This window comes from Gordonia effusa NBRC 100432 (assembly GCF_000241305.1).
GTDB lineage: Bacteria > Actinomycetota > Actinomycetes > Mycobacteriales > Mycobacteriaceae > Gordonia > Gordonia effusa.
Window position 1 is genome coordinate 14,586 of sequence record NZ_BAEH01000054.1, and the last position, 13,226, is coordinate 27,811.

12 protein-coding genes and 1 tRNA gene are annotated in these 13,226 nt (G+C 59.4%); 6 read left to right on the forward strand and 7 right to left on the reverse strand.

Annotation, left to right across the window (positions count from 1 at the left end):
- Positions 1 to 72 precede the first annotated feature (72 nt).
- The gene (locus tag GOEFS_RS09795; protein ID WP_007317744.1) at positions 73 to 2,430 is read right to left on the reverse strand and encodes a phosphoketolase family protein; all 2,358 of its coding nucleotides are present in this window, start codon (positions 2,428 to 2,430) and stop codon (positions 73 to 75) included.
- A 248-nt stretch (positions 2,431 to 2,678) separates the two neighbouring features.
- Here GOEFS_RS09795 and GOEFS_RS09800 point away from each other — a divergent pair, with 248 nt between their 5' ends.
- Positions 2,679 to 3,092 carry a DUF6924 domain-containing protein gene (locus GOEFS_RS09800; RefSeq protein WP_007317745.1) on the forward strand — a complete coding sequence of 138 codons (414 nt, stop codon included), beginning with the start codon at positions 2,679 to 2,681 and terminating at the stop codon, positions 3,090 to 3,092.
- A 68-nt stretch (positions 3,093 to 3,160) separates the two neighbouring features.
- On the opposite strand, the gene GOEFS_RS09805 is transcribed toward GOEFS_RS09800, so the two are convergent.
- Positions 3,161 to 3,973, reverse strand: coding sequence for a transglutaminase-like domain-containing protein (locus GOEFS_RS09805; RefSeq protein ID WP_170323153.1), 813 nt, complete (start codon positions 3,971 to 3,973; stop codon positions 3,161 to 3,163).
- Positions 3,974 to 4,273: 300 nt separating this feature from the next.
- Here GOEFS_RS09805 and GOEFS_RS09810 point away from each other — a divergent pair.
- From GOEFS_RS09810 to GOEFS_RS23235, 3 genes are all read left to right on the forward strand, one after another.
- Positions 4,274 to 4,346: transfer RNA gene (locus GOEFS_RS09810), tRNA-Ala, on the forward strand.
- Positions 4,347 to 4,773: 427 nt separating this feature from the next.
- Positions 4,774 to 5,820 (forward strand): ATP-dependent nuclease, encoded by a 1,047-nt coding sequence (locus GOEFS_RS09815; RefSeq protein WP_007317747.1) that lies wholly within the window; start codon positions 4,774 to 4,776, stop codon positions 5,818 to 5,820.
- Between the two features lie 319 nt (positions 5,821 to 6,139).
- A complete protein-coding gene (locus GOEFS_RS23235) occupies positions 6,140 to 6,343 on the forward strand; it encodes a hypothetical protein (protein WP_138917958.1) in 204 nt (67 codons plus the stop codon).
- Positions 6,344 to 6,375: 32 nt separating this feature from the next.
- Here the strand turns inward: GOEFS_RS23235 and GOEFS_RS09825 are convergent, their stop codons facing one another.
- Positions 6,376 to 6,846: a hypothetical protein gene (locus tag GOEFS_RS09825; RefSeq protein WP_007317749.1), complete on the reverse strand. Its 471-nt coding sequence runs from the start codon at positions 6,844 to 6,846 to the stop codon at positions 6,376 to 6,378.
- Between the two features lie 423 nt (positions 6,847 to 7,269).
- On the opposite strand from GOEFS_RS09825, the gene GOEFS_RS09835 reads away from it, so the two are divergent.
- On the forward strand, positions 7,270 to 7,503 hold the full coding sequence (locus GOEFS_RS09835; protein ID WP_007317750.1) for a hypothetical protein: 234 nt from the start codon (positions 7,270 to 7,272) through the stop codon (positions 7,501 to 7,503).
- A 234-nt stretch (positions 7,504 to 7,737) separates the two neighbouring features.
- Here GOEFS_RS09835 and GOEFS_RS09840 read toward each other — a convergent pair whose 3' ends face one another.
- Entirely contained in the window at positions 7,738 to 8,490 is a 753-nt protein-coding gene (locus tag GOEFS_RS09840) for an SDR family oxidoreductase (protein WP_007317751.1), read from the reverse strand.
- Positions 8,491 to 8,563: 73 nt separating this feature from the next.
- On the opposite strand from GOEFS_RS09840, the gene GOEFS_RS09845 reads away from it, so the two are divergent.
- Positions 8,564 to 8,947 (forward strand): winged helix-turn-helix transcriptional regulator, encoded by a 384-nt coding sequence (locus GOEFS_RS09845; RefSeq protein WP_007317752.1) that lies wholly within the window; start codon positions 8,564 to 8,566, stop codon positions 8,945 to 8,947.
- 546 nt (positions 8,948 to 9,493) lie between these two features.
- Here the strand turns inward: GOEFS_RS09845 and GOEFS_RS09850 are convergent.
- The 3 genes from GOEFS_RS09850 to GOEFS_RS09860 form a co-directional block, all read right to left on the reverse strand.
- Positions 9,494 to 10,411 carry a hypothetical protein gene (locus tag GOEFS_RS09850; protein WP_007317753.1) on the reverse strand — a complete coding sequence of 306 codons (918 nt, stop codon included), beginning with the start codon at positions 10,409 to 10,411 and terminating at the stop codon, positions 9,494 to 9,496.
- A 10-nt stretch (positions 10,412 to 10,421) separates the two neighbouring features.
- Entirely contained in the window at positions 10,422 to 11,120 is a 699-nt protein-coding gene (locus GOEFS_RS23960; RefSeq protein WP_083837285.1) for a TauD/TfdA family dioxygenase, read from the reverse strand.
- A gap of 594 nt (positions 11,121 to 11,714) precedes the next feature.
- The gene (locus GOEFS_RS09860; RefSeq protein WP_007317754.1) at positions 11,715 to 13,208 is read right to left on the reverse strand and encodes a carotenoid oxygenase family protein; all 1,494 of its coding nucleotides are present in this window, start codon (positions 13,206 to 13,208) and stop codon (positions 11,715 to 11,717) included.
- Between the last annotated feature and the right edge of the window lie 18 nt (positions 13,209 to 13,226).

The window sequence follows — 13,226 nt, forward strand, 5'->3', positions numbered from 1 at the left end:
AGCGGCCAATGTGGCGGGTTGCTCATTTCCTGGAGCGAGCGAAAGCATGAATACCTCCTCGATATGTGGCCGTTAGGACCATGTCCAGTCGCGAACCTCTGGCATATCCTCGAAATTCTCGCGGACATAGTGGTAGTGACGTTCGAGTTGCGAACGGCAATGATCAGCGAGTCGACGAGCAGCAGGGTCGTCTCGGCCGATCCATGTCAATGCCTCGGAAACCAGGTGGTATCGACTCATTCGATTCAGCACCACCATGTCGAAAGGCGTTGTGGTGGTGCCTTGTTCGGAGAATCCGCGGACATGGAACCGGTTGGCGGCCGGCCTGCCGTGCAACAACTGATGAACCGCGCGCGGGTAGCCGTGAAAAGCGAACACGACATCGGTAGTAGCGGCGAATAGGTCGATGAAGTGGCTATCTGGCATACCGTGCGGATGGGCTGATTCCGGCAGGAGGGCCATCAAGTCGATCACGTTGACGACTCGGAAACATATCTCCGGAGTCCATTCGCGCAATAACTGTGCCGCGGCCAGAATCTCTTGTGTCGGTACGTCGCCAGCGGCGGCCAGAACGACGTCGGGCTGCGTTGTGTCACTCTCGTTGCCGGCCCAATCCCACGTCGATGCGCCTGCGGCACACTGACGTTCGGCGTCGTCGATCGAAAGGTATTGCAGGTGAGGCTGCTTGTCGGCCACGATGACGTTGACGTGATCCCGGCTGCGGAAACAGTGTTCGGCGATCGAGAGGAGAGTGTTGGCGTCAGGCGGCAGCCAAACGCGTACGACGTCGGGAGACAGCGACAGTACGGCGTCGATGAGGCCTGGACCCTGGTGACTGAATCCATTGTGGTCGTTTCGCCAGCACGTCGATGTAAGCAGAATGTTCAGCGACGCGACCGGAATTCGCCAGTCGAGCCGAGTCGCGTGTTGCAGCCATTTGGTGTGCTGAACCAGCATGGAGGCACTGATCATTGCGAAGGCTTCATAGCTCGCGAACAGGCCGTGCCGTCCGGACAGCAGATAGCCCTCGAGCCATCCTTGGCACAGATGTTCACTGAGCACCTCCATCACACGTCCCTTGGGTGCGAGGTTGTCGTCCTCCGGGACCAGGGGGAGTTGCCAGCACCGATCTGTTGCTTCGAATACGGCGTCGAGGCGATTGCTCGCAGTCTCGTCCGGGCAGAAGAGTCGGAAGGTGCCACCGCCATCAGCGCTTTGGTCGGCGAAGTAGATATCGCGCAGGTATTCGCCGAGTACTCGCGTGGTCGGGTGATTGGTAGCACCGGGACGAGTGATGTCGAGTGCGTACCGGTCTGTTGAAGGCAGGGGGAGAGGCTTCAGTATGCGCCCGCCGTTAGCGTATGGCGTCGCACCCATCCGACGGTCGCCGATCGGTGCGAGCGCCGCGACCTCGCTAACAATCCGCCCGTCGTCGTCAAATAGCTCCTCTGGGCGATATGAGCGCAGCCAGTTTTCCAGCAGGCGTAGGTGTTCGGGATTCTCGCGGACCCCGGACAGCGGCACTTGGTGCGCCCGGTGTGTCCCTTCGACGAGTCGTCCGTCGACTTCGTGTGGACCGGTCCAGCCTTTCGGCGTGCGCAGCACGATGGCTGGCCGACGGTTACTGGAATTCCCGGCGCGAAAGGCATTGTAGGACTGTGTGATTGCCGAAATCAACGCACGAAAGACGATCCGGGGATCATCTCCTTCGACGAAGATCGGCTCCCACCCTTGTCCCCGCAAGGTATTCGCGACTTGGTCATCACTGCGGCGGCCCATGACTGTTGGACCGGATATCTTGGCTCCGTTGAGATGCAAGATAGGTAGTACCGCGCCGTCGCGCGTTGGATCGAGAAACGAAGACACATTCCACGAGGCGGCAAGGGGGCCAGTCTCCGCTTCACCGTCACCGATCACGCAGGCTACTAGCAGCTCGGGATGATCGAAGGCTGCTCCAGCGGCATGGGCCAGCGCGTAGCCCAGTTCACCCCCTTCATGGATGCTTCCGGGAGTCTGCACACTGACGTGGCTGGGAATGCCTCCGGGAGTTGAGAATTGGCGGCACAGACGGTGGATTCCGCGTGCGTCGGTCGAGACATCCGGATAGATCTCGCTGTAGGTGCCCTCCAGGTAAACATTGGCCACGAGTGCCGGCCCGCCGTGGCCCGGCCCAGTCACAAACAACCAGTCTGAATCTGTTTGCCGGATAACACGATTGAGCACGGTGTAGATCGCCGAGAGTCCGGGGCTGGTGCCCCAGTGACCGAGCAGCCTCGGCTTGATGTGCTCAGCTCGCAGTGGTTCACGCAGTAATGTGTTGTCCTGCAAGTAGATCTGCGCCACCGTAAGGTAATTGGCGGCCGACCACCAGCGCAGATCCGCCTCCAGGTCTTCATCGGAATAGGGGGAGAACGTTCGAGATTCGGACAATGTCGGCTCCTAGCGGTTACTCGGACTCAGACGTAAGTGGTGCGAATCGAAGTAGTGCGATCCGGCGAATCCTCTGACCGCTTTGTTCGGTGAGTGGCCGCATTCGCCGAGAGTCCGTCTTGTTCCTCCAAGTTCGCGATGTCTGGACTCTTGGGTGCCACGGTACGACGGAGACTAAACATGCGCGATCTAGATCGCCGTTCCTACCGCGCGGTGGCAATTTCCCGTTCATCTGCGACGATGAGCGCATGACCCGACCTGCATTGCCCGACGCATCCGTGTTGATCCGTACCGATTACACCGACGATGTCGCGTGGACTGAACTCGCCACCGCTGCCCAAGCCCCTAGTGAACCGGATGAATTCACCGCGAATCTCGTCCTCGTCGAGGGGCCGGCTTGGGATTCGATTTCGGTCGACGAGCTCCTCGATCAACTCGGAAATTCGAGCACAACCTACGTCTTCTTGGCCGACGCCGAATCGATTGCCCACCCGGACCATCCGATATTGGCAGTCGAGACAAGTGTGGTTGGGCGCGGCCAGACTGTCCGTGTCATTGCCAGCAGGATGTCGTCTATTGAGAACAATCTGTCGCTCGCGAATATGGACTTCGTCGAGTTCGTGGAGGGTGCTGACGCTGATGGTGTTTTTCGGGGCTTTTGAGGGGTGGGGAGTGGCCGTTATTGGAGTGGGGGACTGAGCGGTAGAGACTCGCCCTATTACGCAGACGGTCAGCCTATGCTGATGCGCTCTGTTCCGTCGTCGATGGGCAGGTCTCCACGCACCACCGCGGTCACCTGGCACGAGTCGAGGTTGATCGAACCGCCATGATTGTCGAGAAACGCGGTGTCGGCGGCATCGCGGCCGGTCGAGATCCGGACCAGCCCCTGACGAGGAGCGAGGCGTGTGGCATCGACTACCACCCAAACGCCGTCGATGAGCGCCTCGGCAACCGCGTGGAAGTCCATCGGATCGCAGCCGGGGGCATATACCGCGACTAGCCGGGCCGGGATGTTCAACGCACGTAACAACGCCACCACCAGGTGCGCGTAGTCGCGGCAGACGCCTGCAGCGGCAAGCAGGGTGTCGGCGGCGCCGTCGATCGAGTCGCTCGCGCCGGGAATGTAGTCGAGCCGGTCCGCCACGAACGCCGTCACCTGGTCGAGGAGTTCACCCTTCGGCAAGGAATTGTCGAACTGGCCCGCGGCAAATCCGAAGAACTTGTCGGCCTCGGCATATCGGCTCGGGCGCAAGTAGATCGAGTGGTCGGTTGCGGCGACCTGGGCCGGGTCGGCCGGCGTAGTCACCGCGGCCCGATAGTCGACGTCGAGCTGACCAGACTCCACTGACAACCGGTGGATGCGGCCGCCGTAGTTGTCCACGATCTCATCCACCGAGACTGGCTTGCCGTCGAGCGTCACCTCGAGCGTCTCATCGAGGGATAACCCGGGCATGTGCGCCACCGCGATCTGCATCTCGATCTCGGTGGGGGCCGTGACGGCAATGGACATGGTTGCCGCAACATCGCGAGGTGGGATTGTCATGACCGCCACGTTAGGGCAAAACGCCGCGACGCACCGGTCGGGGTTGCCCGACAGCGGACTGGGCAATGGTGAACTACACGCGGGCTGACCTTGATTGGAAATTCGGTTGACATGGCTTTGGTCGTCATCCGACATGGCTTTGATCGATCGCGGAGGCGGAGTAGGTAGCAGGTTCGCGAGTACTGGATACCCTGAGTATCATTTTGGTGCGTATTGCTGAGTTCACAGCGGGCTACCTTGCTCAGTCGAGCTTCGTGCCAACGCCTGTTAGGTCTTATTTCGGACTGTTGTACCGAATACGGGGGCTTAGCTCAGTTGGTAGAGCATCGCCTTTGCAAGGCGAGGGTCAGGGTTTCGAATCCCCTAGCCTCCACGGGTGTGTTTGTCTCGGTGTTCGCTTCGGCGACCTGAGTGGCACTATTCGAACCCCGGGCATCATCGATGTCCGGGGTTTCGCGCATCCGGGTTCCCTGCCTGGGGTAGTCGAGAGTCTCGACACTTTGAGATCCCGAGCGAGCGGTGCGGAGGTGGCCGCTCTGAGCGAGTTGCGGAGACCGACTTCTGGAGATTCGGTAGGGTTTGCTGGGCGAAGCGAGGTGCCGGGCGCGGTAACGCCGGTGGTGGATCACGAGGGCGAGATGCGACTCAACTAGGCGTACTGGCTAGGGGCCACGTCGGCACGCTCGTTGGTCTTCCCTTTCACGCGCACGGTGAACCCAAGCCTCGCCATACGGGTGCCACGCTCTTGGCGGAGCAGGCGCCGTTCCATACACCAGCCAACTGAAGGGTGTCACCGGGCAATGAGGGTTCGTCGGCTTTGGATCGAGAACTTCAGAGGGATACGGCAGCTGGACTGGGTGATTCCAATTGAGCAGCGGCTCATTGCGCTTGTCGGCCCTGGCGACAGCGGTAAGTCGACCATCCTCGACGCCATCCACTATCTGCTCGGTGACCGCTGGAGCATTCCGTTCGCGGACACAGACTTCTTCGGGGCGAACGTCGACGATCCGATTGTGATCAAGGCACTGCTCATCAACATTCCGGCGTCGTTGCGGAAAGACAACGTCTTCGGCCTTTGGCTGAGCGGCGTCGACGCGGAGGGCGAGCCACAACAGGATCCCGAGGACGAGTTCGAGCCCGCGTTGATCGTCCAGCTCACGGTGGATGCCGGCCTGGAGCCACGCTGGTCAGTCGTCCGCTTAGACAGCTCTGAGCAGTTCCTCACCTCGTCCCAACGACGTTCCTTCTCGACGTTCAAGGTGGACGACAGGACCGACGCTCAGCTCCGTTGGAGCCGTAACTCGCCGCTCGGCCGAATGTCGTCCGAAGATCGCGGCGAGCGAGATGCACTTGCGGCGGCGTCACGCGCCGCGCGAGAGGCGCTGGTCGATCACGAAAACTCGTCGCTCGCCGACCTCGCTGCTAGAGTCCAAGATCGCGCCAATCAGATCGGTGGCGGAAGTTTCGCCGGCATCAGACCGGGACTCGACACCTCGCGTTCAGCCATGGGCGCGGCGCTGGCCCTCTACGAGGACGTCATCCCGCTCACTAGCTTCGGGCTAGGTAGCCGTCGCCTGACAAGCCTTGCAGTCCAGCAACTCGCGGCCGGGAATCGCTCCTTGGCGGTGGTCGACGAGCTCGAGTCCGGGCTGGAGCCGCATCGTGCCGTGCGCCTGCTGAACTATTTGCTGTCTGACGACGGCTACTCGCAAGTGCTCGTTACCACTCACTCGCCGGTCATCGTCGAGCAGGCCCAAATCGAGAATCTGGCGACCGTACGGAGCGCCCGCGGTGCTCGGGGGAGTTGCCAACGTAGCTGTCGATCCGGGATAGGAAGAGGCTGTTGACGCTCTTCAAGAACCGCTCGACGTGGGGCTTTGCAGTGGGGGAATGAGGTGGGGCGTCGATGACGCTCCACCCCAGTGCTTCTGCTGCCGCTCGGCTGGCGAGGAAATCCTTTCCCCGGTCCATCGTCAGCGTTTCGACTGCAATGAACGGCATCGCGGGAGCCTCTGGGGTTGCCTGACCCATGGCAATCATTGCGGAACCAGGCAGTGCCCTCGATTTGCTCAGCGACAGTTCGTGGTCGATCCGTTCAACCGCGCGACGCGGGCTGACCATGCGAGCGAACAGGATTGCATGGTCTGTCGATGATGGTGCGCCGCCATGGATGTGGAATCCAACGACGCTGTCGGTAAACACGTCGATCGCCGCTGTCATGTACGGGCGGATGACCTTGCCGTCGGGCATGACAGCCTCGACGTCAAGGGTGTTCGAGTCAATCTCGACGAACTGTCCCGGAAAGGTCGCGAGTATCGGCTGAAATGCGCGTTTAGGACGGTTGCCTTCGCTTCTTCTGTGCTGTGCTGACTTCGTAAGCCCGGCCGCGTCGAGAAGGGGAGTCAGCCACCGCCGCAGGGTGCGTGAGCACGGTACTGAGCGTCCTTGCGGAACAGGCTCGTTCGCGAGGTCTTGATCCCCGCTGCGCTGAGTTCCTGCGCCTTGTGTTCCATCCGACCTTCGATAGTCGTCTCTGGCCCGTATCCATCGCGTGGCACAGCATCGGGATCATGCGGGTCGACCACGCCGAAGCGGGCCTCGGTCAGGTGTTGTAGCCAGAAGAGTGCGTCAGCTCGAGTCTGTGGATCGAGCATGGCGAACTGAATGCGGTCTGTTGCCGCGTCGATCCGACCGTCGGTGCCACCGTGGTACTCAAACGACTCGTCGTCGGAAATTGTCGCCAGGTCAACCCATCTGGGTGTGCCATCCGTGATCGGGTTCAGTCTGGAGCCGTTGCTTCCGTGAGCGTCAATGATCCAGTCGCGTCCGTCCCACGAAATGACATCTCCCAGGTTCACGCGCCGCAGTTGCATGGTTTCTCGTTCCGAATCGTGTGAAGCACCGATGTGGGGGAGACAGGCACAGTGAGGTCGGCATCGAGATGCCTGTGCCAGAGCAGGTGGCGCACGTGAGCGGCTGCGCGGTAGGGATGTTGGCGGTCGGCCATGATTGTTCCGTCGCCGAACGGGACGCCGCTCGCGAAGACTTCGCGGATCCGCCTGAACTCTTTGGGTGACGGGTGATAGTGATCGTGTCTAGCTGGCCGGATGAAATGAAGATTCTGGAGGGTCGTCGGATGGGGTTCGTTCAGTACCTGGTGGCTTCCAGCCGATCGATGCACACAGTTCAGCAGTCTTGCGGAACTGGTCTGTGGCTTTCGCGGTCATTCGTCCTGACGGCTTGACGTCGTACACAAGCTGATCGCCGGATCTGAGCAGCGCGAAGAAGTCGGGTACGTGGTCCGTTCCGTCGGCGAAAACAAGCTTCATCGGCTGGGACGCAATCTGTTGGGTATCTCCTTCGAACTCAAGGACAAGAAGGGCGTCTGCCTCCAGCGCAGATTCACACCAAACGTGCGACCGTTGCGGGATCACGAATTGCCGCGAGTGCCGGTTGCGCCGATTCTGGTACTGGACGCCGGATCGGAAAGCGCGCGCAGTTTCGAGGTGTTTGTGGAGCAGGCCAGGTGAGGGCGATCTCGGAGCGAAATTGGCCGTCAAGATCACGCCACGAGACCCTCGGAGTGGTTGTCCCCGTGAGCGGTTCGCTCGTGGGCTTTAGCCCTGTCGGTACTGTCATTGGTCGCCGTTTCATTGGGGCTTGCAGGTGGTCTCGACGATACGAGGCGGGTACGACAAAGTGCCGAGCCGAATCGTGGTCGCGAACCGGGGGCGTGCCGCGCACCACGGCGAAGCGAGGGCTGGTCAGGGTCGCGCTGCTGAGACAGTCGCGAGATAGTCGCTGCCGCCGACGAACACGGTGCGCGGGCTGAGGTCTGATCGAACAGCCTCATTTGCGATGGCTTCGGCGAACTCCTCGACTGAGGGCAAATCGACTGCCTGGCGGCGCACCTCAACAGCCGCGGGGTCGCGACGTTCGAGCAGCCGGACGATGATCGTTCCTTCGATCATGTCCCCGGACACAACCGATAAGCCGACTTCAGCGCGAACCAAGTCCGGCAGCGTTGCGCGTATCGCGTCCTCGCCTGCGCGCTTGCTCACGGCGACGGGGTAGTAGTCCTGGGGTACGGGGTGCGTCTTGACGAAGTGTGCTTGATGGCTGGTTACGAAGACGACCCGCGAGTTCGTGCCCATGATGGGTAGGGCCATTTCCAGCATGCGCACTTGTGCGTCTCGGTTGATCGCCATCGGGTAGTCAGCGGTCGCGTTGCGTTCGAGACCTCCGGAAGCGTTGAGTACAAGGCCATCGAGTTGGCCGAATCGTTCGCCCAGCTCGAAGACCATTGCTTTAACGGACGTCGCGTCGCTGAGGTCGGCACAGATGGCGGTGGCTGATCCGCCGGCATCGTGAAGTTCTGCAACCAGTTGTTCGGCACGTTTGCGCTTCTCGCGGTAGTTGATCGCGATCGTGTGCCCGTCCTGAGCGAGTCTGTGTGCGACGGCTGCTCCGATACCTCTGGATGCTCCGGTGACTAGCACAGTCTTGGGTTGTGCCACTATTTGGCTCCGATCCGTATGCTTCTGATTTCGAACTACTTCTGAATTCGAAGTATGAGTATGATGGTTCGAAATGAGAAGTGCAAGAGACTCCACTGAGGAAGAAGCCTCGGCAGAGGCGGGCATCTACGCTGCAATGGACCTTCTGGGGCAGCGCTGGGTCCTGCGTGTCATCTGGGAGCTTGAGCCCGGGCCGCTAGGATTTCTCGAGCTCCGCCGCCGGATGGGGAACTGTTCGTCGAGTGTGCTTGCTGATCGCCTCAACGTGCTAAGTCGTGCGGGCATTGTCGAGAAGCTGCCGGACAAGGCCTATGAGCTGACGGCGCACCGTGGTGGCGCATTGGGTGCTGCACTTGAGGGCGTGTGGCGATGGGCCGACGTCAATGCCGAGGCATTGACGGGCGGTCCTCGCCGGCAGGAACCTGGAGGCGCGCAGAACGCGCGCCGACGAAGTTAGTTGAACCGCCGAGTGTCGCAGTTGGCGAGCGCCTTCGGACTCCCATGTATCTGTCACCAACGCCCAATTTGCCTGTCAAGCTCCCAAGTGTGCTGTCATCCGACATCCTCCGGGTGAAGCGGTCGAACGGCACTGACGAGATACGCGCGACCAACGACGGTGCACACTTAACATAATGTATGTTATCGGCAGTTATCCTACCTTCAGACTTAAGAGGAATTTGCCTGGCGCGCTGTCCGATTCGGGAAAAGTTGAGAGTAATCCAGGAATACCTGAGGGCTGACCGGACTGAACGCGAAATCCCGAAAGACTTGCGAGTCGCCCGTTGATTGCGCTCGGCGGCTCCCGCGCCCGCAGCAGTCTGACGAGCCAGCGCCACGCAATGCGATTCGGGCGACTTCCTACCCGCCCATCCTGAACGTACATTACGTCACTGTGACGTAATGTACGTCGCCTCTATCGTTGCAATGCCCCAAGATGCGCCGAGTCTTAGACAATATATGGAAAATGACGATTATCCACATATTTGGGCTAGTCCGATTGGGATCACTCGTCCATGTATTCCGGACCGTCGTAGTTGGATTCGACCTGGTATCTCTCGTCCAATGACTCGTGCTCTTGCTCGGTCACCTGCTGGGGAACCTGTGCTGCGACAAGTTCAGGTGCGCCCAGAAGCTCAAGTCCGCAAACCGGGCATTTGAGTTCGTCGAGGAGATAGATGTCGTCGCGGATCACTGTATCGCCGTCCAGATGCTCACGGGCACTTCGGACATAGGTCTTCGGCGCATAGACTGTATGCTCGCAGACCGGGCACTTCACGGCTGCAGTTGTACGCTGCCGCGCAAGCAACTCCAACCCAGTTGGCTCGGCCGCGGCGACGCGTGCAGCGATTTCGTCCTGGCTCAGTTTCTCCAGGAAGCTTAGGCACGCTTGGATCTTCAATTCGACTCCGCGAGCAACCTTCTTGTCGGCCTCATCAAGAAGGATTTCTCCGAGCTTCACAACGGCGTCATCGAGGACATCTTGCGGATCAATCGCCAAGTGTTGACAGATGATCTTGGCGACCCGCACAAGCTTAGGCAGCCAAAGGTCGTTCGGTACCTCACTCACAGCGGCGTTGGACGCATGCAGTTCCGCGTTTCTCAGGTTCATAAGAAACAAAGAATCGCTAACTGCGTCGCCGGCAAACTCTGGGACAATTCGCGCTAAGCGGTCGATCACTACTCCGCTCGCAACGCTTTTTGGGTCCTTGGGGGTCGTGACGCCGTTTGCGGCGAGCAAACTGTCGCTGTCGTTTGTCGCAGCCAGGAGACTTGGATGCAGATTTGCCAAAGGCGTCCGTAACAGGAACTCGAATCCAAGAAGGTGCCAGATCGCGAACTCGTCGTCATCGGAGTGCTCGTGTTCCGCCCCACGTGTGAAGTAGAGCCGGGCCTTGCCGATGAATCCGTCGTAATCCCACACCTAAAGATCCTTACTTAGTAATGAAAGTTCGAAGAAGAGCACGCCCAGTAGCAGCGGGTACCGATGGCCGCCGGTGCATTACACGATGATTATCCAGGATGAGGATCCGGCCCGGTTGCCAGGCAACCTCATCAGTCGGCTGGGCACTCTCCACAGCTGCGCGCGCGTCGTCCGGGCCAATGACTATTGCGCGCGGATCCCAACGCAGTCGCCATTCTTTTGGGCCCGAGTTGACGAACGCTGGGAGGTAAGCTTTTCGCCCAGACTCTTGGCGGATAAGCAGAGTCAGGCGGCGCAGCGCCCGCCTTAGATCACCAGTAGGAATACAAATCTGAGTCGATGTCGGTTGATTTGCCTCAATGCACCTTAAGACCATCCACTGTGGTGGGTTCAGCGCGATTGCGCCATCAGTGTGCCACGGAAACTCACCTAGTCCGACAGTGGCAGAGTGCGTGCCTTTTCGGGCATCATCGACCACCGTAGGACGAAGTATTTGGCCACGCACCTCTGTAGTGCCCAGTCTGGCTGCCAACGTGCTGAAAACATGTTCTTCATCAGTCCACGTCCAACCCCTGAGGCTTAGGAGCGCTAGGTGCCTCGCTTCATTCACAGCATTAATGCTCGCACATGCGAACAGCAGCTTGGGCGAACTGCGTGATGTCTGTGGCACCTCTCGCCGCGATTGCAGCGTGGCGAGCCGTACCGTCATGACCTTCCACTTTTGTGCCAGGCGCGGCTATCCCAGCCGCGGCACCGTGACTCGATCCGACACTCTCAGGGTCAGTTCACGCACGTCCTACGACGCCGTCTTCCCTGCCGCTGAAGAGCTTTCCTTGACAGCGGCGCGGGTTTCGGCAAGGTCCTCTGGCGTCCGTCCCCGCGCTCCGAGCCGCGGGAGTGGTAACGTCACAGTGACGTAATTAGGGCTGAATGGGATGTTTCGTGGAAATGATCTCGCTGATATTCCAGGGCGTGACGAAGCTTTTGCTGGCTGGTTCGGATGAATTGGGCGGCACGACCTGACCCAGTGTGTCAATATAGTAATTAGAAGACCCTTCGCCAAAGGCTGGCTAGTTCTGCGATCTGCTCTCGGTCAGTAGCGACAATGTATTGATAACTCTGTGCGTTGCCGCCGTTTGGTGCCCCAGGTCGCGGCGCGAATCAATTTAGTAAGGAGTTGCGGAGAAACCGGGCCGGGTTTGAGACGACGCATCGCGCGCTTTGTCGGCATTGTCTCGAATAATGCGGGGTCTACGGACCGCGGTTGTGCAGCTATATTCGTCGCATAGTTTTGGCTCGCCGATTAACCCCGCAATCCCTGCGGCATTGCCACGCGAGACGTGAACGTGCCATGGAAGCCTACCGGTACGTGGTGTTTTAGATATAGCGTGCAGATTGGACCGACCTCGACGTCGCGTGCGTCAAAGATCGATAATTGTGAGCGATGAGTCAACAGGTTTTGACTCAACGTGAGCAGCCAACCGTCATCTTCGGCCCCTATTTTCGACCGTGGCACGAATAGCGGCTCACCGAAAGCCCAATCGTCGCGGTGCCAGAATGTTGCTGTCTCCTTGGCGTGGTCGAATTTGCCGATCCCGTCGTAATGCGAGACGTCTTTGACTCGGCTTGCGGTCGAGTAGGTCACTGTGTGGCGGAGATTTGACCGCCGCCAATCAAATTGCGGAAATTCAATGGCGTTGTCGGGAGTGAGGACTTCTTCGGTCACCCGTCCGCTCGGGCTGACCCGCAACCGTACTAGATGGCTAGTTGGCCAGCGCATGATGTTCGCGAGTGGACCGCCTTGCGTCGGACCAGTTGTTGTGAGTCTAATACTGGAGAAAGAATCGACATCGGTATAGCGGGGGAACTCAAAAACCGTGTCGGATCCATCTTCGTACGCATTAGTCATGTGGATATGTAGTTGCGCGTCATAATCGATTATTCTCGGCCTCGAGCCATCACGAGGTACGAGGACGATCTTGCTGTATGTGTCTTCGAACTGATACTTCAAAGCTTTGGCGAGCGATCCGGTTCGCGCTAGTTTGATAGGATTGGGGATCCTGAATGGGTCTAGCAAGAAGACTAGGTACTTTTTCGTCAAGGCGAAGTCGTGATTCCACCCCATGTCCCATAGCGTTACTGAATTGATCTGTTCGACCTTGCCGGTGGGTGTTTTCCGATAGCAGCGAAGACGTGGCGTAGGCAGGAAATCTAGGCCGAAGTTGAACATCTCCCCTGTCTCGGCATCCCACTTCGGATGGGCGGAGAACGCCCCCAGATATCCGAGCGCTCCGTCGAAATCCTCGGCGCCGAGTGTCTCTAGGGTATCCGGGTCCATTCGGTGCGGGTTGCCGAATTCCCAACAGGCCAGCATTTCTCCGGCGAGCGGGATGATGTTGGTGTTAGCTACATTTCGCAATCGCGTAAGCGTTTGAAGCTTCCGCCCTTTTACTGGATTCTCGGGCCCATGCTCGGGTAATCTTCCGTTGCTCAAGCCCTTTCTGAACTGATCGGTCCGGACGTATCTATTCGTATATCGAATATTCTGGGTGCCGTCGAAGATGAAGCGTGACACCATTCCATCGCCCTCGAAAATAGTGTGCAACCGCGATTCGCCCATCTCGAACTTTCCTGGGCCGATCCTAAACAGGGTGCCCAGCAAACCTTCGGGTACAGCGCCATCCATTTCGTCAACGATGTAGTCATACTCTCGCTCTAGTGAAACGTACTGTCGCAACGCTGCTTGTGAACTCAGCGCGGCGGTACGCGGGGTCGACGCTAGATTGCCGATGGTCATATTCGCTGCTCCAATCTG